At 24.6% G+C, this 22,651-nt stretch carries 16 protein-coding genes and 1 tRNA gene; 13 read left to right on the forward strand and 4 right to left on the reverse strand.

The genetic code is table 11. The features are described 5' to 3' along the window. The first annotated feature begins 38 nt into the window (after window positions 1–38). The 5 genes from ACYUCG_RS13275 to ACYUCG_RS13295 all read left to right on the forward strand — a co-directional run bounded on the left by ACYUCG_RS13275 (window position 39) and on the right by ACYUCG_RS13295 (window position 4,067). Window positions 39–114, forward strand: a tRNA-Phe gene (locus ACYUCG_RS13275). Between the two features lie 474 nt (window positions 115–588). Next, window positions 589–1,218, forward strand: a complete 630-nt coding sequence (locus tag ACYUCG_RS13280; RefSeq protein WP_415320012.1) for an LbetaH domain-containing protein — start codon at window positions 589–591, stop codon at window positions 1,216–1,218. A gap of 276 nt (window positions 1,219–1,494) precedes the next feature. Then, on the forward strand, window positions 1,495–1,764 hold the full coding sequence (locus ACYUCG_RS13285; protein WP_060797070.1) for a metal-sensing transcriptional repressor: 270 nt from the start codon (window positions 1,495–1,497) through the stop codon (window positions 1,762–1,764). A gap of 1,034 nt (window positions 1,765–2,798) precedes the next feature. Further along, on the forward strand, window positions 2,799–2,909 hold the full coding sequence (locus ACYUCG_RS13290) for a heavy-metal-associated domain-containing protein (RefSeq protein WP_275890572.1): 111 nt from the start codon (window positions 2,799–2,801) through the stop codon (window positions 2,907–2,909). A 576-nt stretch (window positions 2,910–3,485) separates the two neighbouring features. Next, a complete protein-coding gene (locus ACYUCG_RS13295) occupies window positions 3,486–4,067 on the forward strand; it encodes a hypothetical protein (protein WP_139932588.1) in 582 nt (193 codons plus the stop codon). A gap of 138 nt (window positions 4,068–4,205) precedes the next feature. On the opposite strand, the gene ACYUCG_RS13300 is transcribed toward ACYUCG_RS13295, so the two are convergent. Then, the gene (locus tag ACYUCG_RS13300) at window positions 4,206–6,581 is read right to left on the reverse strand and encodes a sensor histidine kinase (protein ID WP_460268750.1); all 2,376 of its coding nucleotides are present in this window, start codon (window positions 6,579–6,581) and stop codon (window positions 4,206–4,208) included. A 365-nt stretch (window positions 6,582–6,946) separates the two neighbouring features. Between ACYUCG_RS13300 and ACYUCG_RS13305 the strand changes: the two genes are divergently transcribed. From ACYUCG_RS13305 to ACYUCG_RS13325, 5 genes are all read left to right on the forward strand, one after another. Next, entirely contained in the window at window positions 6,947–8,005 is a 1,059-nt protein-coding gene (locus ACYUCG_RS13305) for an acyltransferase family protein (RefSeq protein WP_460268751.1), read from the forward strand. Window positions 8,006–8,109: 104 nt separating this feature from the next. Further along, window positions 8,110–8,337: a hypothetical protein gene (locus tag ACYUCG_RS13310; RefSeq protein WP_060797073.1), complete on the forward strand. Its 228-nt coding sequence runs from the start codon at window positions 8,110–8,112 to the stop codon at window positions 8,335–8,337. Window positions 8,338–8,475: 138 nt separating this feature from the next. Next, the gene (locus ACYUCG_RS13315) at window positions 8,476–9,357 is read left to right on the forward strand and encodes a hypothetical protein (RefSeq protein ID WP_283681738.1); all 882 of its coding nucleotides are present in this window, start codon (window positions 8,476–8,478) and stop codon (window positions 9,355–9,357) included. A gap of 27 nt (window positions 9,358–9,384) precedes the next feature. After that, window positions 9,385–11,583: a hypothetical protein gene (locus ACYUCG_RS13320; RefSeq protein WP_415320014.1), complete on the forward strand. Its 2,199-nt coding sequence runs from the start codon at window positions 9,385–9,387 to the stop codon at window positions 11,581–11,583. Window positions 11,584–12,049: 466 nt separating this feature from the next. Next, a complete protein-coding gene (locus ACYUCG_RS13325; protein WP_240297465.1) occupies window positions 12,050–12,826 on the forward strand; it encodes a hypothetical protein in 777 nt (258 codons plus the stop codon). Between the two features lie 179 nt (window positions 12,827–13,005). On the opposite strand, the gene ACYUCG_RS13330 is transcribed toward ACYUCG_RS13325, so the two are convergent. Next, on the reverse strand, window positions 13,006–13,821 hold the full coding sequence (locus ACYUCG_RS13330; RefSeq protein ID WP_139932594.1) for a mechanosensitive ion channel family protein: 816 nt from the start codon (window positions 13,819–13,821) through the stop codon (window positions 13,006–13,008). A 567-nt stretch (window positions 13,822–14,388) separates the two neighbouring features. Further along, complete coding sequence (locus ACYUCG_RS13335; RefSeq protein WP_415319597.1) at window positions 14,389–15,033, reverse strand: biliverdin-producing heme oxygenase; 645 nt, start codon at window positions 15,031–15,033, stop codon at window positions 14,389–14,391. 591 nt (window positions 15,034–15,624) lie between these two features. On the opposite strand from ACYUCG_RS13335, the gene ACYUCG_RS13340 reads away from it, so the two are divergent. From ACYUCG_RS13340 to ACYUCG_RS13350, 3 genes are all read left to right on the forward strand, one after another. After that, window positions 15,625–16,848, forward strand: coding sequence for an exonuclease SbcCD subunit D (locus tag ACYUCG_RS13340; RefSeq protein ID WP_283684753.1), 1,224 nt, complete (start codon window positions 15,625–15,627; stop codon window positions 16,846–16,848). Further along, complete coding sequence (locus tag ACYUCG_RS13345) at window positions 16,835–20,353, forward strand: AAA family ATPase (RefSeq protein WP_460268756.1); 3,519 nt, start codon at window positions 16,835–16,837, stop codon at window positions 20,351–20,353. Before ACYUCG_RS13340 ends, ACYUCG_RS13345 begins: the two co-directional genes overlap by 14 nt. Window positions 20,354–20,526: 173 nt before the next feature. Continuing rightward, complete coding sequence (locus ACYUCG_RS13350; RefSeq protein WP_415319596.1) at window positions 20,527–21,723, forward strand: acetate kinase; 1,197 nt, start codon at window positions 20,527–20,529, stop codon at window positions 21,721–21,723. Window positions 21,724–21,847: 124 nt separating this feature from the next. Here ACYUCG_RS13350 and ACYUCG_RS13355 read toward each other — a convergent pair whose 3' ends face one another. Then, window positions 21,848–22,606, reverse strand: coding sequence for a helix-turn-helix domain-containing protein (locus ACYUCG_RS13355; RefSeq protein ID WP_415319595.1), 759 nt, complete (start codon window positions 22,604–22,606; stop codon window positions 21,848–21,850). Window positions 22,607–22,651: the final 45 nt, after the last annotated feature.

The raw sequence follows: 22,651 nt of genomic DNA on the forward strand, positions 1-22,651 counted from the left end.
GTGTGGGAGAGTAGGTGGTCGCCAGGTTTTTCTTTTATGGCTCGATAGCTCAGTCGGTAGAGCAGAGGACTGAAAATCCTCGTGTCGCTGGTTCGATTCCTGCTCGAGCCACCAAAAGCTTAGTGAATAATTCACTAAGCTTTTTTTATAAAATTAAATTATGATTTTAAATAATATATTAATTATAAATAGTATAATATGATTATAATTTAAATTAATATTTAGGTTAAAAAAGTAAAAGGAATATTTATAAAATTTATTTATATAAATAAATTTTATAAATATTCCTTTTTAATTTTAAATCCACAATAAGTAGTTTCTTAGTTCCTAAAAACAAAAGGGGAAGTGATTAAGGATATATTATTGGGGAAGTATCGTTAATTATTTTAAAACTAAGAATTATTCTACTTATTAAGTGTGGATATTTTAATTATGGACAAATATCAGATTAATATACATAAATTGTAAAAAATAAATGAGAATAAATAAATATATAAATTAATATCATTTAATAAGTGAATTAATATTATGATTTAATCAATAAAATAGTTTTAATATAGATCTTTAAATAATTAATGAGGTGTTTAAATGAAGGATATTGTTATAATTGGAACTGAAAACATAGGAAAAGAGGTTGTTAAAATAATAGAGGCTATAAATTTAAAAAGAAATACATGGAATGTATTAGGATTTATAAGTCGCAAAAAAGATGAAGAAGGAAGTAGTGTTGAAGGATATAGCGTTCTTGGATCTATAGATTCAATGTTCAGTTATTTTGAAGGTAGAAAAAAAGATAAATTTTATTTTTTTAAGAAATTAGAAAGTCAAAATGAATTATTTACGATTATAGCAATAGATAACTGTCAATTAAAAAAAGAAATAGAAAATAAGTTAAAAAACAAAATAAAATTTGCTACGATTATTCATCCAGATGTTAATTTTATTAATAAACAAGAAGTTGGAGAGGGGACTGTAATATATCCAGGATTAATTAATGTAGGAAAATTTAAGTTAGGCAAACATATTATTTTAAAACAAAAATGTTCTTTAGGGAATAATGTTGAGATAGGTGATTATTCTTTTATATCTTTTAATAGTAATATTGACAGTAACGTAGTTATTAAAGACGAAGCTTATATTGAAGCTAACACTACAATCTTAGCAAAGAATAATATAGATAAAAATACGTATATAAAAGAAGGTACAATATTGTATTAGAATTATTATATTTTAATAAATATTTTGGAGAGAAGATTTATATTAGATTTTAATGTAAATCTTCTTTTATTTGAATATCATCTTTATACTTATTAAAGATGATATACTTTATGTTTCTTAATTTGAGTATGATTTATGAATAATTTTATTAATTAAATGTTAAATTTGTTAACAAAATATTCAAAAAATATATTGACATTAGGAACGTGGAAGAGTATTATATAATTACAGACACCCAGTGGGGGTTGTATGTGAAATATATAGGGAGCGATGAGCATGAATTCAGAAAAAAAGAAAGCATTACAGTGCTTAAAGACAGCAAAAGGACAAATTGAAGGAATAATTAGAATGATTGAAGATGAGAGATATTGTATAGATATTTCAAATCAAATAATGGCTTCCCAAGCATTATTAAAGAAGGCCAATAAATTGATATTACAGCAACATATGCATAATTGTGTCAAGAGTGCTTTCGATAATAATGAATCTAAAGACGAAAAGATTGAAGAAATATTAAGTGTACTAAATAAGCTAATAGATAAATAAAATATATAATTTTCTAATGGTGTATTTAATTTTATTATAATATAAGGTAATTTAAATCTGTTGTTTTTAGAGATTCAATTTATTTTTATTGAATAGTTAAAAGCAAATTTAGAATGTTTTATATTGCTATATTATTCTAATGATTTATTTAACTTTATTAATGTAAAATTATTTAGATCTGTTGTTTTTGGAAACTCAAAGCTTATATTTGAGTGGCTTAAAGCGAATTTAGAATAATTAATTTAATATTTTTAGCTTATAGAATATAAATATAATATTGGTCTAATGATGTGAATTATTTTATAAAGAATATAAAATAATTTGGATCTATTGTTTTGAAGGGTTTAAATTAATTTACATCTTTAAGCAATTCAAAGTGATTTTAGGGCAATAAGAGATAAATTTTTATATATTAATCATTTTAAATACATAAGTAATTTTGTAGAAAATATAAAATAATTTATATTTATTTGTTTATAAGTTCAAAGTTCATAAAGAAATTTAAAGAGATTTATAAGAATATATACTTTTATTATAAAAATCGAAATTCTAATGATGTTTATAGTTTTATAGAAAATATAAGATTATTTAGATCTGTTGTTTTTTAGGATTCAAAATCTAATTTTTGAATAATTTAAAGCGAATTTAGAATTAAATGAAGTTTTAAGCTTAGAGAATATAACTTCATTTGTAGTTTAAATTATAGTAAAGAGAAATTAATATTAATTTATGATAAAAATAATATTAATTTAAAACAAATATGATAGAATTAGATTATTATATAAAAATAATACTAAAGAAGAAATGTTTAAAGTAAAAGGGATGATTTTTACATCATATAGGTTTAGATATTAAAAAGATTTATTTAGTAAGGCTTGAAAGAGTAAACTTGTAAAGGTAAATCTTGTTTTATATACTTTAAATGTTGAACTTAATATAAATAGGATTTTCTTTGAGGATATTAATAATAAAGTTAATAAATTAGAATTTAAACTTGATAAATTAGAATATAGACTTAAAGAGGATAAAATAATTTGACTTATAAGATAGAAGGAATGATATTTGCATTCTGTGCAGCAGCCATTGAAAAAGAGTTAAATAAAATGGACGGTGTAGAGAATGTAAGTGTAATTTTTGAGATTTAAAAGGTTACCTTCAACTATGATTCTAATAGGGTTGAAATAAGAGAAATTAGAGAGAAATTTAGAAGTTAGGACATAAATTTATAAGTCAAATAAGAAATATTAAGATAAATAATTAAGAGAAGTTGTATCAAATTACTATATTTTTGATACAACTTCTTTTTTATTATTTATGTAAAATATTTACAATTAAATTCAAAATGAAAGAAAATGAGATTTAATTTTATCTAATTTGAATAAATGGGCTAAAATACGATTTTATTTTTGGAGTAAAAACGTATATACTAATTATATGGTAAATATTTACAAAAAGAGTCGAAAATATAAATAATATATAAGTGAAAAATAATAAAATATAACTAATAATTAAAAGTATAACATTGATATTTATGAAGTCTAGTTAATAGAAATATAGTTATAACTAATAAAATAATAAGGATATTTGAATGTATAGAATATGTCAGTTTTGATAAGAGTATGGTTTTTATTAGTTAAGTTGAAAATGTGCATAATACCAGCAATATGTTAAGTTGTTATTAAAAGTAGCGTAACTATTAGTAAAATTTAGGGGGATTTAAAATGGAGAATTTATTAAAGGATTATTCCAATGAAGAGGTTTTAAAAGCGCTTAAGATAGTAACTGAGTTGAAGTTAGAAAGAGAACAAGGGGGCTTACCTGAATTTATTAGGGGGAGGGTTTCTGAGGTTTCTGAAGAGGATTTTGATTTAATACAAGCATACAATTATTATATGAGAGAATTGAGAAGGGGATCAGTTCTTTTAAGTGAGGAAGAGACAGAGAAATGCGGATTTAGTAGTAGGTTAGCCATAGATGTTGAGTTAAAGGATTTAATAATCTTTTTAAATACTCAGCCTAATATAAAAACTTTATATTCTTGTTCTGGACATCAATTTGTAAGGGGACAAATAACCTTTGAAGGACTTTTAAAATTCCCTCAAGTAGATGATTTTAAAATTGAATATGCAGATGAAAGAGATGAGACTAAAGTAAGTTTTGATATACCAGAAAGAAGTTATGATTATTTAAATAAGCTAAGAAAGTTATACAATTATTTTTATTTAATTAATTATAATAATTTAAAAACACTAACCAGAGATGAGGTTAGTGCAATTAAGATAAAAGAGAATTGTACTGCATAAAAAAGATTACCCCGTTAAGTAGAGTTTAAACAGTCTTGTATACTGTATTTACTTAATGGGGATTACTTTAATATGATACAGCTTTTAAATTTATAACAAATAAATTATTTTAAAAAAGTTATTTTCATAAATATTTTATTAATGCACCTCATAAATATCAGAAAGCTCTAATTCTATGTTTTTATCATCTGTTATATAATCAACTAAATTATTACTTTCTTCTATGTAGTTTAATTTTACATTTGGTAACCATACTATAAATTCTGATCCTTTTATTCCATCACTTATGAGTTCAATTTTTCCATCATGTAAATCTGTAATAGATTTTACAATACTAAGGCCTATTCCACTACCTTCATTTCTTCTTTTTAAGGATTTATCAGCTTGAACAAATCTGTCAAAAATTGATGCTTGCATTTCTTTAGGTATACCAATTCCATTATCTTTTATACTTATTTTAACCCAATCTTTTGAAATGTTTAAATCTACAAATATTTCACCAGCATTTGGTGTGAATTTTATTGCGTTTGAAAGTAAATTAAGAATCAATCTTTCTATTTTTATAGGATCACATTTTATTATGTTTTCTTCAACATTAGTATCAAAGATTATATTAATATTTTTATTCTCAGAATGAGGAATGACTAAAGATACTATGTTTTCTACAAGAAATACTATATCTCGATTAGTAAAATCAGCTTTTAAAAATCCAACTTCAATTTTACTAACATCAATAAGATTATTTATAAGTCTAAGCATTCTATAACAATTTATCTTAAGCCCTTGTTTATATTTATCATAGAAATTAGTAAAGTCTTTAGGATCATTTTCATGCTTAGAATTTAATAACTGTATTGTAGAATATATAATGTTAAGTGGTGTTCTAAGCTCATGTGATATGTTGGCGAAAAATTCATTTCTTACTTGTTCATAAGCCTTGGCTTCTTTAAATTTTATAGCTAAGTTTTCAAGACGCTTTTTAGAAGTTAAGTTTTTTGCAACTATAACTTTTCCATAAGGAATTTCATTATTATCTTTTAAGGTTCTAATTATAGATTCTACATATACAAAGGAATGTTTACCAACAAGTTTACATTTAATACTATCTTCCTCATCTTCTAGTTTTAATTGATTTAATATTTCATCATTTTTTCCTAAGAGATTTATTATAGGCATTCCTAAAACTTCACTATATGTATAATTTAATGTTTTTAACACAGAATCATTAACATATGTAATTAAACCATTATTATCAACACTTATTATTAAATCTTGTATATTATTATTTATACAGCTTAATAATTGTTCATTTCTTTTAATATTTTTTGTCAGTGTATATTCTTCAGTTATATCTTTTAAATTCATAGCAAAATAATTTTTATTTTCAACATTTAATATTTGTATATATGCACTTACTATTTTTCCGTTTTTTAAAATAAGTTTACCTTCCCAGTTGCCCTTATCAAAAAGTGATTTAGTAGCATTTTTTTCAGTGTCATCTATAAAAATTGAATCTACAAATAATTTTTCTACTTCCTTAAGTTGATCTTTCAATTTAATTGATTTGCAGTAGCGTTCTCTTAGTGTCTTGTTTGTATATATAACTTTCTTTTTATTATCATATAAAATTATAGAACTACTAGTATTAAATTCAACTAAATGATAAAAAACTTGAAGTTCATTTTGTAATAAGGTACTTCGTTTATTTTTGGTTGTAATTTCATTAAAAACTCCACTTATAGCCAATAAAAATGATAATATTGTAAAAAGAAGAACAACATTATTTGTTTTTAAAAGAGTTAGGTTTGGAAGAAGTACTTCACAAATCCAATATAAGCCTCTAAGGGCTATTAGGAGAATGCTAGCAATTATAAATGAATATATCAATTCACAATCATCTAAACATTTTTTTGATAAGAATATACAAGTAATTATATAAAGAATAATAATTATAGTCATTAAAGCAGCATAAAAATAAATATCTTTAGTAAATAAATTGTTAGAAAAAATTCTATAGTTAATCATAGGTGTTATTATAGAAAATAAAAAAACTATTATTGATGTAATTATTTTATGTTTAGTAATAAGAGGAGATATTCCTTTCTTATTAAATGCCACATAAAAAAGCAAAACTATTCTAAATATTGAGTGAATAAAAATAAATTTATCAAATATTATTAGGTTATGTCCTTTAGTAATTAAAAGCTCTACGGATAAATTCATATATATTAAAGAGATTATAAAGAAATCATCTTTTTTTGTGCTTGAATAGTATATTAATGAGCTTATGTATGCCATTGTTCCTAATATTAATGATAAACTTAATGAGAAACTTGGCATAGAATTACCAGGAATAAACTCTATATTTTTTCTAATAAGCACTTTATATACTAAATCTATTATTAGTATGGAAAATATAGAGAAAACTATAAAGATGGAAAGTTTTATTGTCCTTTGAGTTTCTAATTTATTTTTATCATTATTAAAAATATGAAAAAATATCTGATTATCCATGTTTTAAATCTCCTTAATATAAGAGTTATTAAAGTTCTATTTTATAGCATATATTAGATTTTAACATACATATATGTATATATTCACAAAAAAGTTAAAAATATAAAGTTAAAAATACAATATAATTAAAAATAGTATAATATTAGGTTGTTTTTAATTGTAAGATTTATATATTTAATTATAAATTTATATTGAGTTTAAACTTAATTTAAAATATAGAAGTATTATATTAAGTATATATAAAGATTAATATATGATTTTTAGATTATAATTTTTAGGATATATTCATATTTATATAAATTATGGGAAATATAAATATGTGGTAATATCTATATTAGACTAATGATTAAAGTAGGAGAAATAATATGAATACTGTTTTAAAACAAAAGAAAAGATTAGATTATTTAGATGTTGCAAAAGGCCTTCTTATAATAAGTGTTGTATTATGTCATGCGCCTTTTGAAAATGCTCAATATCTTTATTGGTTTCATATGCCAGCTTTTTTTATAATAAGTGGTATGTTATATAAAAGAGGAATGAACATAAAAGAACAAGCATTAAAATTTTTTATTCCTTATGCTATATTTTCACTAATAGATATAAGCTTTAATTATATTATGTATTACCATGGAAATTTTTCCTTAAATGATTTAATACATGAAATACTTAAGTATGCATATAGTGGAAAGGCAACATGGGGAGTATTTTGGTTTATACCTGTAATGTTTGTTACAAAGGTAGTATTTGATCAATTAAATAAGAGATTAACATCTAAGAAGTTAGTTTTTGTATGTATATTAAGTTATATATTAGCTCATGTATATTCTACTAGTTTTATACCATCAAGTATAACTGAGATAACTGAAAATCAATTTGTATTTTGGAATTTAGATACTGTTTTAATAACATTACCATATTATGCATTAGGATATTACATAACTAATTTTAATATCCAAAAGGTGTTTGGAAAAATCTCTACATTAATTCTATCAAGTATAGGGGTAATAGCTTTATTTATACTAAATAATAAAATGGGAATTTATTATTATTTAAATATAAAATATTCTTATTATAAGGATCCTATTTTTGATATATTAATGCCAGTTACCATAACATTTTTTGTACTTTCTTTAAGTTATCAGATTAGCAAATTTAAGTATAAAAAATTATTTACTATAATTGGAGCTAATTCTCTTGTAATAATGTATTTACATAAGCAGATCGCCACTTTATTTATGGATATATTTAATTATGGATATATAATGTTTACTGTAATTGGAGTGTGTTTACCACTTCTTATGATAGTACTAATAAATAAAAGTATTGTTAGCAAATTTTTATTTAGTGGAGATCTTACTTTCTATAGAAAGATTAAAGATATTAGGGATATAGAACCAAAGGATATAATTATGGAGAATAAATAGTTATTTAAGACTTAGAAAAGTTTTTTTCTAAGTCTTTTTTGTAATATTTAATATTAATGAATAATATAATCTTAAAACAAGAAATATATAATGGAGGGTTATATATGCTAAGAAGAGAAAAAGCATGTATTAAGGAGTTTTATCTAGACAATAGAAGAGGTTTAGTAGATACTAATGGTTGTGTGTATTTAGATGGTAGATACGCAGGAATTTTAAAACCCAGTGGAGTTATATATGTAGAAGGAAGAAGAGGGTTCATAAAGAAAAATGGAGATATATATTTAGATGGTATATTAATTGGAACTTTAAATAATTATAGTATTGTATATTAATGTTTAAAAGTTATGAGATATGTAATTATTTCATAACTTTTTTATATTCTAAATGTTTTAACCTAAAAATTAAAGGTATATAATATAATAAGGAATTCACAAAATATTTATAAAATAAGTGTGAATGGAGGTGTTGCCATGATAGCGGAAAGAAAAAATTTTAATAATTATAAGGAAGTATCCCTATTAATAATGTTAATTCCAATGCTGTTTATTTTAATAGATACCTTAGGTAGAATGAATTCTAAAATAAATAATAAAAATTTATTTGAAATTATATTTAATGAGATATTTTTATATAGAGAAGTTATAGTTAAGTTTATAATGGTCATAGTTGTGATATTTGTTATATCAAAGATAAAAATTATCAAAGAGAAATTTATACTTGGCGACTTTAAAATAATAATAGGTTATACCACACTGGGAGTAATAAGTTATAAATTTTTTGGAAGTGAATATGGACTTTCTAAATCATTAGATGTATATGTTATGTGTATAATATCTATGATTTTTATATTGTCAGGAATAAGAGAGATTATGTCATCTATAGACAATATAAATGTTAATATTGAGGAGAAAAGTAACTTTGAAAGGTTAGTATATACAAGGGTTAAGTATTTAGGAATAATTTATTTTATAATATTTGCAATATTAATAGCTATAGAAAATTTAAATGGTATAATGTCTAGTGATTTTATAGTAGATTTAATTAGCAATTATAATCAGCATTATAATAATATGGCTAGAGTGATTTCGGTATTAGGTGTGGTTTTAATAGTGGCTCTAATACTTATAATTAAAAAATCATTTTCTAACTTAAATTTATGTTATGAAGAATATATTTACATAATAAAACATAAAACTGTTACTGAAGAGATTAAAAAAGATATAGACTTTGTTAATCTTAAAGTTGAGGCTAATAAAAAATACATTAATAATAAATTTAAAAAACTTGAAGACAAAAAAGCTCAAGTATTATTAAAAGGTATTTTTGATTTATTTAAAGATAACAAGCATTAAACAGTATATATGCTTAGAGGGGAAAGTATGGAGAGTAAAAAAAGTACAAATTTTGATTTTATATTAAAAACAAGTGTTGAAGGCTATTATGATTTATTAAAAAATGCTGAAAAGGCATGGGAGACCCATGCCGCTTTAACATATATCGCATTAAGAATGGTTGTGGAAGACTTATTAATTAAGTTAGAAGAAAAGTATGAAATAAAGAGAGATAAGGAATCTAATTTTAAGAGCACCTTAAATAATTTAAAAGAATATGTTCCAAGTTGGATAATTGAGTATGGTGAATATGTAAGAATTAAAGGTGAGAAAAGTGCTAATAAAGAAATAGATAGTAATTTAGAAGAAAATAGTACATTATTAGCACTAAAGAAAGTGCATGAAATTTTAATATGGTACTTAAAAAATGTAACTAAAGAGATTAGCTTAGATGCCGATTATAGTTTCATTACTCCAGAAAGCATAAAAGAGAGTGAATGTGACTTAGCAATAGATAAAAAGGTTCTTGAAAATAAGGAAAAGTTTATTATAAGCTTAGAAAAACAAATAAAAACTAATAGGGATGATGAAAAAAAGCAGGAAGAGCTTGAGGAACTTTTAAGAAATGTTAAGGAAGAAAAGAAAGAGCTTACAGAAAAACTAGAGAAAAAAGAGGCAGAGCTTCAGGAGGTTTTAAATAGTTTTAAAGAGCTTCAAGTTAAACTTACAACTTACATGGAGAAGGATCAATTCATTGAGGGAGGCAATAATAAGTATCCAGATTTTTATAAGGGATTTTTATCATTACAAGGATATGAACTTAGGGTTGCTTATGCCTTTTTGAAGAGTTTAAGTTTAGGTAGTATTTTCTTAAATAAATCTAAAAGTATATTTTTAAAATCTCAAAGGAAAGAATTTTTAAAGTTTATTGAAAAAGAGGTAGAGGACTTAAAAAAATATTCTGACGGGATTTTAAAATTAAAGTTATATTATATTTTATTAAAGCTTACTAATACTCCAGTGGCCTCAGTTTCAGATAAGGAAACCTTTGATAAATCTTTAGATAGTATAGTTGAGAAGGCTTATTTTATAATTGAAAGCCGTAATGGATTTAATGGGAAGGTAGATAAATTAGAGGCTATAATAAATTATTACTTAATAGTAATAATGAATAGTTTGTCCTCTGAAATAAATCATGAGGAAGATAACAAAGACAAGATTTCTAATATAATTTATGAAGTTCTAAGAACAATACCTTTAGATGAAAGAAAGATAATATTAAATAAGATGAACTTTACAGATATATCTGAAGGAGCAATTAAGGAAAATATAAGACTAAATCAAGTAGAATTTTTAAAAGCTGCCTTAGATTGTGGAGTAAGTGAGAGTTCTGAATTTGTCATAAGATCAGTTTTTTCAATTTATGTGGCCTTTCAAAAAGATTTTGATTTTTATGAATTTAGAACTAGACATGACATGTTAAGAGCTTATATAGGACCATTATTACTATTAATTCTTTTAAAGGAATTTAAAATTTCAAGAGAAATTTTAGTACCTATTTTTGTAATGGAAATAAGTATATCAAATAAGATATTAAAAAAAGAAAGAAGAGAAAAAATATACTATAATCAGTTAGTTCAAGTTTGGTTAGAAGAAAAAGAGAAATATGATAAAATACTTTCAGAAAAAAATAATTTAGAAAAAAACCTTAAGGAAGTGCAAGAGGCAAGGGAGTTATTATTAACGAACGAAAGAAAATTCGTAGCTGAAAAAGATAATACTGAAAATGCTATCAAATCTCAATGGGACATGTTTAGAGAAAAAGTTCTTCAGTCTGAAGAGATTAAATCATTTAATTCTTATGAAGAGTATAGAAGAGCTGTTAACCAAAAAAATCTTATAGAGGTGTCAGAAGAGCATAGTCTTAAGGATAGGGGTATCATTAAAAACTTCTTTTCATTAGATACATGGAAGTATAAGTTAAATAAATTAGAAATAAATAAAAATATAAAATTGTTAGAGCAAAAACTTATTGATGAATCAAAAGAATCTGGAATATTTGAAAATGAGCTTTTAACCATAAGAGAGTTGGAAAAGATATTAGCAGATAAAGAGAGTGGATTAGAAGATATAAGAGTTGATTTAAAAGAAAATTCAGCTGAAAATGAAAAATTAGATAGATTAATAAATAACAGCAATAAACTTATGGAGAAGTTTAAAGAAGATAACTTTGATTTTGCTAGATAAAAAAAAGCTGGTATAAGATACCAGCTTTAAATTTATAAATTATGCTAATTTTTCGATATTATATTATTATTTGGACAAATAAATTTTGTTACAATTCTCATAAAGGTGAAAAAGAACAATTTTTGATACTTTTTAGACTAATTAGCATTATCTATAAATTTTACTTAATTATAACACAAAATTAGTTATAAAAATATAACTTCTTTTTTATATAATAAACTTTGTAAATATATACAATAAATAGCTAATTGGGGTTAATATAAGAATAATATTTGCAGTTGAATAAGTGTTTTGACATAGTTTAGGTTAATATTGTTTAATATAAATTACCTTAATTTACATAATAAGAATAATAATACCGTTGAAAGTAGTTATATAGAATATTATAATAAAATTTTAAGATTTAAAGAAACTAAGGGGTTAAAAAACAATATAAAGATACAAAATAGATAAGTGAGGGATAAAGATGAAAAGATTCCTAGCTATAGGAATAATAGGTGTTTTAGTTGCTGGAATATCAGTGATTGGAATAGAGGAATTTAAGCATAAGAAAGTTAAAAAATTAGAGGCTAAGGTGTTTCAGGCCAAAACTTATATTAATCATGGTGATCTAGGAAATGCAGAGATTATGCTTAACATAATAAAAGAAGAAAACGATGATTTAAAAGATAAAAATGTTCAAGAAGATATAGTAGAAATAGAAAATAGTATATCTTTAAATAAGAATGAAAATAATCTTAGTGATAAGTCAAGAAAGAATTTAGAGGACTTAAGTACAGAGCAAAAAAAAGTAGAACTATTAAATCTTTATTTGGAGAATAATGAAGTTTCACCAGATGTTCGTAGTATTGAGTCAGCAGGTAAGGAATACTATAGCCAGTTTAGAAAAACTAAAAATCTTCCTTATGATGAGAGTAAGGATTTTAGTAATAAAAAAGGGTATATTTTAAAACCTATAAGAATCTCAAAAAGATTTTTTGAAGATACTTGCTTAATATTCGATGTTGAAAAACCATATTATATAAATAAAAATATATATTATAAGTTTGTTGAAATGCCTGTAAGTAGTTATTTTGGTGAAGAAGATAAAGAGATATGGTACTTTGCTGATCTGAACTTTAACATAATTAGCAAAGAAAATTTAAAGTTTTATATGGATAATAAAGAGGTTTTTGATAGTAATAATAATGTTTTAAATAATTATAATTTAACTAATTATATAAAAGATGAATATTTATATTAAAAATATTTAAAATAATTTTTGTCAATATTTTGAAAAAATATATTGACAAAACTCTTTGAAAACGTTATTATAAAATTAAGATAATTATTTAAGATTTAGTGTGGTAGGATTGATAAAAGCCTAAATTAAATGTTCTTATATGTTCATTTAATTTAGGCTTTTTATTGTTCTATTATATTTTATTTAGTTAAAGTTACATCCAGTTGAGGATATGGAATAGTTATATTTTCATCATCAAATCTTAATTTAACTTCTTCTAATAAGTTAAAATGAACCTTCCAATAATCTTCTTGCTTAGTCCAAACTCTAACAGTAAAATCTATAGAGCTTGCAGCATGTTGGCTTATACCTACAAAAGCTTCAGGTGTTTTTAAAATTAAATCATTTTTATTTATAATATCCCAAAGAACATTTTTTACCTTTATTATGTCATCATCATATCCAACGCTAAATACTAAGTCAACTCTTCTAGTATCCTTTGATGAATAGTTTATAAGGCTTCCATTAGCTAGTGTACCATTTGGAATAAGTATTTCCTTATTATCTGGCGTTACTAGATGAGTGTAGAATACAGTTATTCTTTCAACTGTTCCAGCATATCCTGATGCTTCTATGAAATCATTAACTCTAAAAGGTCTTAATAGAAGAATTATTACTCCACCAGCAAAGTTAGATAGACTTCCTTGTAAGGCAAGTCCAACTGCTAAACCTGCTGATGCTATAAGAGCTGCTAATCCAGCTATATCAAATCCAACATAACTCATTAAAGTTATAACTAGAAGAATTTTTAAAGACACTTCTGAAAAAGCTTCTGCAAATGATGTTAGGGTAGGATCTACATTTCTATTTTTTAGTATGTTAGCTAAAATCTTAATTACTTTATTAATAAGTTTCCATCCAACATAAAGTAGAATTAAACCAATCACTAATTTAAATCCATTAGTTGTAATCCAAGATAAAAGCTTCTCATACATCTTACTAAGATCAAACTTCATTAATAAACCTCCTATAAATTATTACTTATTACTAAAGCAAAATATATTATAAAATTTCTTTCTATAAATATCAACTAAAAAGAAAAAATGTCCATAGATAATAATTTATGCTTTGGTAATATATACTATTCTTAAAAACATATTTTTTAGTAAATAAATTAACTATTAAAAATATAAATAAGTTTATGTTTATAAATTTTAAAATTAGGGAATTATATAAGGTGAAAAGACCTTATAAAAAACATAGTTTATGGGCAGAACTATGGCATTACTAGGGGAAGAGCTATGGATTATCCATAGCTCTAATTTTATATAATATTTAGATTAAAAGAAATATGAAATTAAAGGATAAACTCATATAAAAAAGGGGTTATATCAAAGTAACTTAGTAACAAAACTTATAAAAGTATCTAAAGAATTTTTATGATTTAAGCTATTCCATAGTGTATTTAACATTGGGAGTAAGCACTATAGATTTTAAATTTAATAATTCTCAAGATATTTATAAGTTTTATATTTAAGTTTTTAATACAATCCCTTTTTATAATATATTTTTAGGAGTATAAATTATCTATTAAATCTTATAAAGTCTAATTCATTTGAAATTGCTATGTTATAAACGTAAGAATTAGCAACTTCATTTATGAATCTTTCTTTCATTTCTTCATTTAATTCAATATTGTTAAGTTTATTATGATAGTTCATAACAAAACCTTTCATTTCAGGTCCATCACTTAAAGTATCATATTTGTAGTAATTTAATCCTTCTTCATCTATTTTATATAAATCTTTCACCATTCCATAAATTGTTCTTCCACCAAATAAATCAGCAAGATATCTAGTATAAGCATGAGCTACTAAAAGTTCGGGAGCAGCTTCACCTATGTCATTTATTCTAGCAACATAAGCTCTTGTAGAAGCTAAGGGTTTAATTGTATTTAAATTTTCTCCTAATAAGAATTTTAAATCTTTAAGTATAGCTTCAGCACGATAAATTTCAGGAAGTACAAAGTCTTTAACTACTTTGTTATCTTTACATTTTTCTAAGTTAACTTCTATTGCGTTATAAACTTCGTAAAGATTATAAAGATATTCAGCGTAGCTTTCAGTAGAAGCTTTTCCTTCTAATAATCTTTTTAAGAATCCTGTTTTTTCAGCTACAGCATGTAAATCGTTACTGTTATTTTTTATATCCATCATAAATGAGTTCATTAAAATCACCTCTTAAATCTATTAAAAATTTTAATATATTAAAGTTTTCAAAATCTTTTTTATAACTTTAATATACTCTTTAAAAATATCATCATCAAATAGGATATTTTACGAATTATGTTCATAAAATAATTCTTTTTTATACAATTTAATAATAAAATATATATTTTTTTGAAAGTTCAGCTAATAATTATTTGAGAATAATTATTATTAATAAAAACACTAGAATATTATAAAAAATTAAATTAAAAATAATAGTTTATACTATAAAATATTTAGCAAAATCTTATTAAATATAAATTGGGTTTAGTATAATATTTATAACAGTTAAATTAGAAATAATATTATTAAAAGAAAAGTTTCTATTAGGGATAAGCATTGATTTTTAGATAGTCATTAAAAGAAAACTAAAAATCACCATTAATTTTAAATAGATGTGCAGGAAAAAAGAAAATAGTATAAGCAGATACTATAGGATTAGGTATGTTTTATTAGAAGATAATTTTTAGCTACAAGAATAGTAATGGATTTAATAGATAGTTAGATAAAACATGGCCTAAAATTTAAAAAAGGTGTTAGGAGAGATGTGGGATGAGGATACTTCACACTGCTGATTGGCATTTAGGAAAAAATTTAGAAGGATTAAGTCGTATGGATGAGCAAGAACGATTTTTAGAGGATTTTGTTCACATAGTAAAAGATAATAATATAGATTTAGTTATTATAGCAGGGGATGTATATGATTCTAGTAATCCTCCAGCTAGGGCAGAAAAAATGTTTTATGATACCTTAAAAAAGATATCAGCTAATGGAGAGAGGATGACTTTAGTTATTTCAGGGAACCATGATAATCCAGAAAGATTAGTGGCTGCAGGGCCCTTAGCAAGAGAACATGGAATAATCATGGTTGGAACTCCTAAGAGTATAGTTGAAGTAGGGGAATATGGAAGAAATAAAGTTTTAAATTCAGGAGAAGGATTTATTGAATTAGATATAAATGGAGAAAAGTCTGTAATATTAACTGTTCCATATCCAAGTGAAAAGAGATTAAATGAAGTTTTATATGGTGCAATGGATGAAACTGAAGACAGAATAAAAAGTTATAGTGATAGAATAAAGCTTTTATTTGATTCCCTTAAAGGAAATTTTAAAGAAGATACAATTAACCTAGTAGTATCTCATCTTTTTGCAACAGGAGCAGAAAATACTGGTTCAGAGAGAAATATAGAGCTAGGAGGAAGTTTCATTGTTGATAAGGAATGTTTTCCAAAAGAAGCCCAATATATTGCCTTAGGGCATATACACAAGCCTATGATTCTACCAGGAACTAATAAAAAGATAAGATATGCAGGTTCACCACTTCAATATAATAAAAAAGAAATAAGCTTTGAAAAAAAGTGTTTCATTGTAGATGTTAAAGCAAATGAGGAAGCAAATATAGATGAAATAAAATTTGATGTGTACAAGCCTATAGAAGTTTGGAAGTGTGATAGCATAGATGAAGCCATTTACAAATGTGAAGAAAATAAAGATAGAGAATGTTGGGTTTATTTAGAAATAAAAACAGATAGATATATAAGAGAAGATGAAATAAAGGCTATGAAGAAGCTTAAAGGGGATATTATTGAAATTATTCCTAAGATAACACTAGATGAAGAGGAGAATGATGAAAGAAGTTTTTCAGAAAAATCTTTTCAGGAATTATTCACTGACTTTTATGAAAAGGAAAGAGGAGTTAAGCCTCAAGATGATTTATTAGAGCTTTTACTTAATATAGTTAAAGAGGAAGGGGATGAAGAAAATGAAACCAATTAAGCTAGAGGTTAAGGGATTAAATAGTTTTATAGATAAGCAAGTTGTTGAATTTGATAAGTTAACAGAGAGAGGGCTTTTTGGTATTTTTGGACCTACTGGAAGTGGAAAATCTACAATTCTAGATGGAATAACCCTTGCTTTATATGGCGATATTGCAAGAAAAAGCTCAAACTATATAAATACTAACTGTGATGGTGTTTATGTAAGTTATGAGTTTCAAATAACAGGTAATGAAGTAAAAAGGTATAGAGTTGATAGAGAATTTAAAAGAGATAATAAAAGTGGTGGAATAAGAAATAAAAGTTCGAAAATAATTGATATAACAGGCGGAGTTGAAAATGTACTAGAGGAAAAGGCAAAGGCTGTAACTTCAAAGTGTGAGGAAATTATAGGGCTAAAATTAGATGATTTTATGAGGACTGTTGTTCTGCCACAAGGGAAATTTAGTGAGTTTCTTAAGCTAGAAGGAAAAGAGAGAAGAAATATGCTTGAGAGATTATTTAATCTTAGAAAATATGGTGATGATCTTTCTAGTAAGCTTAGTTTTGAAATAAGAAAAGAAAAAGATAAGATGAATGTCTTAGAAGGACAATTAAAGGGGTATGAAGGAGTTAGTGAAGAAGCTTTAAAAGCAAAGGAAGAAGAAATTAAGGAAATTAATTTAAATATTAAAAGTAAAGAAGAGTTATTAAATAAGATAAAAAAAGAATTTGAGGAAGCGGAAAAAGTTTGGAATACTCAAAAAGAACTTTATGATAAAAGAATTGAAGAAGAGAGTTTAGTAAGTAGAAGTGAGGAAATAAAATCTTTTAAAGAAAGGGTTGAAATTTCAAATAAGGCAGATAAGGTAATAGTATTTATAAATAATCTTGAAGACATTTTAAAGGAAATAAATAAAGAGAATTTAAAATTTAATGAGTTAAATAAGAAATTAGAGGAACTTATAAATTTAAGAGAAGAAAATAAGCTAAAGTTTGAAGAGGTTGTTAAAAAGAAGGAAGAAAAATTACCTGACTTAAGATTAAAGAAGGAAAAATTATTAGAAAGCCAAAAGGAAAGAGAGATACTTTTTCAAATAAAGGCTGATGGGGTTAAATTAAAGGAATCTTGTAAGAATATTTTTGAGGAAAAAAGTAAATGTGATAATAAATTAAATTCTATAGAAGAAAATGAAAAGAGATTAAATAAAGAATTAAAAGAGAAGGAAGAGAGAAAAGAAGAGCTTTTTGTCCATGAAGAATTTAAAAATAAGATTAATAGTGGATTATTTATTTTAAATTCTTATGAAGGCTTAGATAAACAATTTAATGAGATAAAGAGTGAAGAAGTTGAATTAAAGAAATCTATAAAAAATCTTACAGAGGATAAAGAAAAGTCAGAGAAGGATTTAAAAGTTAAGATAGAAAGCCTAAGTAAGACAAGGGACAAACTAGAAAGTCTTTTAAAGGAAACACCAGGGGATAGTAATTCTATTTTAGAAAAACAAATAAAACTTGGAGAGTATAGAGAGAAGCTTAATAAATATAAAGAGATAAAAAATTCTTTAGAAGAATCCTTAAAGAGTAAAAATAATTTTGAAGAAAAACTTAAAGCTTTTGAAAATCAAAAATTATTATTAGAAAAAGAGGTAAGAGCGCTTAAGGAGTATATAAATAAGGTTAAGGTTGAAGAGTTAGCTCATAAACTTAGAGAGAATTTAGTAGACGGGGAGTGTTGTCCAGTTTGTGGATCAACTCACCATGAACTTAATAAGGTTGAGAAAATTAATTTAGAGGAATCAAATGAAAAAACAACTTTATTAGAAAGTAAGGAAGAAAAATTAAAAGAGCTTATTTTAGAGTTCTCAAAAATAGAAGCTACTTTAGAATATGAAAATAAGAAAATTGAGGAATTAAATATTTCCATAGAAGAAGTAGGAGAAGTTAATGAGGAAAGATTAAAATCCTTAGAAGAAGAGTTTAATACCTTAAAAGATAAAATAGAGGAGTTTAATCTTAAAAAAGAAAATCTAGAAAAAAATTTAGAAAAATTAAAGGAAGAGAAAAATAATTTAGAAAATATCTTCAATAAGGCTGAGGTTATTTTATGTGAAAAAATAGTTAGAGAAAAAGAAATAGCTTCAAAGGTAAAAGAATTAGATAAGGAGTTAAAATTAAAAAATTCTGAGCTTAATTCCATAAAGAATGAACTAAAGATTGAGGATATTAAGTTAGAGAATGATTTAATATTAAAAAAAGAGAAAGAAAAAAATCTATTAGAGAAAGAGATTAAAATCTTAAGAACTCAGCTAGAAGAATCAAATAAGATAAAGGATGAATTAAGAGAAAAAAGAGATGCATTAAAGGAGGATTACTTAAGTCAAAAATCCTTATTAGATGGTAAAGTAGAAGTTTATAGAGAAAAGGAAAGAATGATTAAAGGATCTTTAAAGGGCTTAATTAATGAAGCTTTACCTATTGAAAAAATAGATATAAAAGGCTTATTAGAAGATTTACAATTAGAGATTGATTATATAGAAAAGTCTTATTTAAATCTAAGTGAGGAAAAAGAAAAACTAGAAAAAGCCTTTAATAATATGAATCAAGAGATGGCGGTTACTAAGGAAAGAGTAAATTCATTAAAGCTTAGAAAAGAAAATGAGGAGAAAAAAGTAAACTTAGCTTTAGAGGAAGAAGGATTTAAGACAATATTAGAGGTTAAAGAGGGTATTTTATCTAAGGATGAAAAGGAAAAATTAAAAATATTAATTGAAGAATACCATAATAACTTGATTAAGGTTAGGGCAAATATAGAATTATTAATTAAAAAGTTAAATGGAAAGAGTTTAACAGAAGAAGAATGGACAAGGGTTCTTCAGGAGAAAAATAATACTGAAAAAGAATTAAAGGAAGTTGAAGAATTAAAAATTAGACTTGTTACTGAAAGTGAGTCTATAAAGAAAAAACTTGAAGAGCAAAGGGATATACTTGAGATTAAATCTAAACAAGAACATAAATTGGCTCTTTTAAGTGATTTAGAAAAATTATTTAAAGGAAAGAAGTTTGTAGAATTTATTGCAGCAAATCAGCTAAAATATATATCCATAGAGGCCTCTAAAAAGCTTAAGGATATAACTAATGGAGTTTATGGATTAGAGGTTGATGAAAATGGTAAGTTTATAATAAGAGATTATAAAAATGGAGGAGCAGAGAGAGATGCTTCAACCCTTTCGGGGGGAGAAACCTTCCTAGCTTCCTTAGCCTTAGCATTATCACTTTCATCACAAATTCAGTTAAAAGGAACAGCACCTTTAGAATTATTTTTCTTAGATGAGGGATTTGGAACTTTAGATGATAATCTTTTAGATGTTGTTATGAGTTCCTTAGAAAGACTTCATAATGAAAGATTATCTGTAGGTATAATAAGTCACGTTGAATCTATAAAAAATAGAGTGCCAGTTAAATTGATATTAACACCGGCAGAAGCAGGTTTAGGTGGAAGCAAGGTTAAAATAGAAAGAAGTTAAATTAAAATCAAAAGAGCTTATTTAAGCTCTTTTGATTTTTTATGATAAAATATTTACAAAATTTTTTTATGTTTAAGGTTGAAATATATTAAATTAGAATATAAAATTTATCTTAAGATTGGCGTGGGTTAAAGGTTTAAATTAATTTAAATGAGATTAGGAGGGGTCTAAAAGTGAAAATACTTATAATTAATTGTGGAAGTTCATCATTAAAATATAAATTAATTGATATGGTTAATGAAAAGGATATCATAGGGGGTATTGTTGAAAGAATAGGACTTGATCAATCTAGATTAGTTCAAAAAAATGAAGTTGGAGAAAAATATATAGTAGAAAAAGAGATAAAAGATCATAAAGAGGCTATAGATATAGTTTTAAACACTTTAGTAGATTCAAAGGTTGGGGTTATTAAATCTATTGATGAAATATCAGCAGTAGGTCATAGAGTAGTTCATGGAGGAGAAAGATATTCTTCTTCAATAATTATAAATGAAGAAGTTATTGAATATTTAGAAGAGTGTAGTAAATTAGCTCCACTGCATAATCCAGCAAATATAATTGGGATAAGAGCATGTCAAAGCCTTATGCCAAATAAAGAAATGGTAGCTGTATTTGATACAGCATTTCATGGAACATTGCCAGAAAAAGCTTATATATATGCAATAGATTATGCATTATATAAAAATCATAAAATTAGAAAATATGGATTCCATGGAACCTCACATAAATATGTATCTCATAAGGTTGCAGAATCTATGGGAAAAGATATAAAAGATTTAAAAATAATTACATGCCACCTAGGAAATGGTGCAAGTATATCAGCAATTAAAGGTGGGGAGTGTATAGATACAACTATGGGATTCACTCCACTTGCTGGAATTCCAATGGGAACTAGATCAGGTAATATAGACCCATCAATAATTCCTTTTTTAGTTCAGGAATGTGGATATACTATAGAAGAGGTTTCTGAATCCTTAAATAAAAAATCAGGAGTTTTAGGAATATCAGGAGTTAGTTCAGATTTTAGAGATATAGAAGATGCCGCTTCAAATGGGGACAAGCGTGCACAATTAGCATTAGACATATTCCACTATAGAATAAGAGCTGAAATAGGTTCATTTATAGTAAATATGGGTGGTGTAGACGTAATAGTATTTACTGCTGGTGTAGGTGAAAATTCACCTGAAACTAGAGAAGAGTGTTTAAAAGATCTAGAATTCTTAGGATTAACTTTAGATAAAGAAAAAAATAAAGTTAGAGGAAAACTTGCAGAAATATCACAAGCTGATTCAAAAATTAAAGCATATGTTGTTCCAACAAATGAGGAATTAATGATAGCTAAGGAAACTGTGGAACTAATAGATAAATAATTTATATCCATTATGGCTACAAAAATCTTAATATAGAACTAAAAATCAATAAATTAGTAAATATATTATATAAAGATTTTAAATGAAATATTATAAATAAAAAGGTTTGTAAACTTTAAAGAGTTTACGAACCTTTTTTATATATTGATTCTCTGTATTTCAATGGTGTTAAGCCAGTGAATTTTTTAAATACTGTGCAATAGTAGCTTTGATTACTAAATCCAACCTTATGTGCAATATCTAAAAGTGATAAATCAAGATCCTTAAGTAAGTCCTTACTCTTTTCGATTCTGTAATTATTTAAAAAGTTTATAAATGTTTGTCCAGTTTCATTTTTAAATAAGTTACAGAAGTAGGACTTATTTATTTTAAATTCTGTGCAAAGAGAGTCTATAGTGATTTCTTTTGAGTAATTTTTTTCTATAAAATCTATGGCTCTACACACATAAGGAGAATATGAAATTGAAAAATTATCTTTGAGTTTTTCATCTAAGATTATTTTTAATAGGGAATTATAATATTTAAGGCAACTTTTAGTTTTTAAAGGTATTTTATAAAGTTCTAAATCATCCTTAGAATTTTTTAAATCCTCTTTTAAATATAATGGTCCTATTATAAAAATTAAGTCTTTATCAATTGCTTTATAATTAAATAATGAATAAAAAGATATATTATTTTCAAAGGTAATTATTAGTGAGTCATTATGATCATGTTTTAAATATGAGCGTTCAAACTTGCTATTTAAGTTCAAGTCATTAAATATGTAATCATAAAAAGAAGAGTAACCCACCTCAGAAAGAATATTCATATTATTATCTACAGCTCTTATTGGAATTTCGCAGCAGTTATAAAAATCTATAAGAACTGATTTTAAAAAAATCACACAAAATCCTCCTTTTTAAACTTAATATATTAGAAAAAATCTAAA

Source organism: Clostridium sp. CTA-17, from assembly GCF_054767895.1.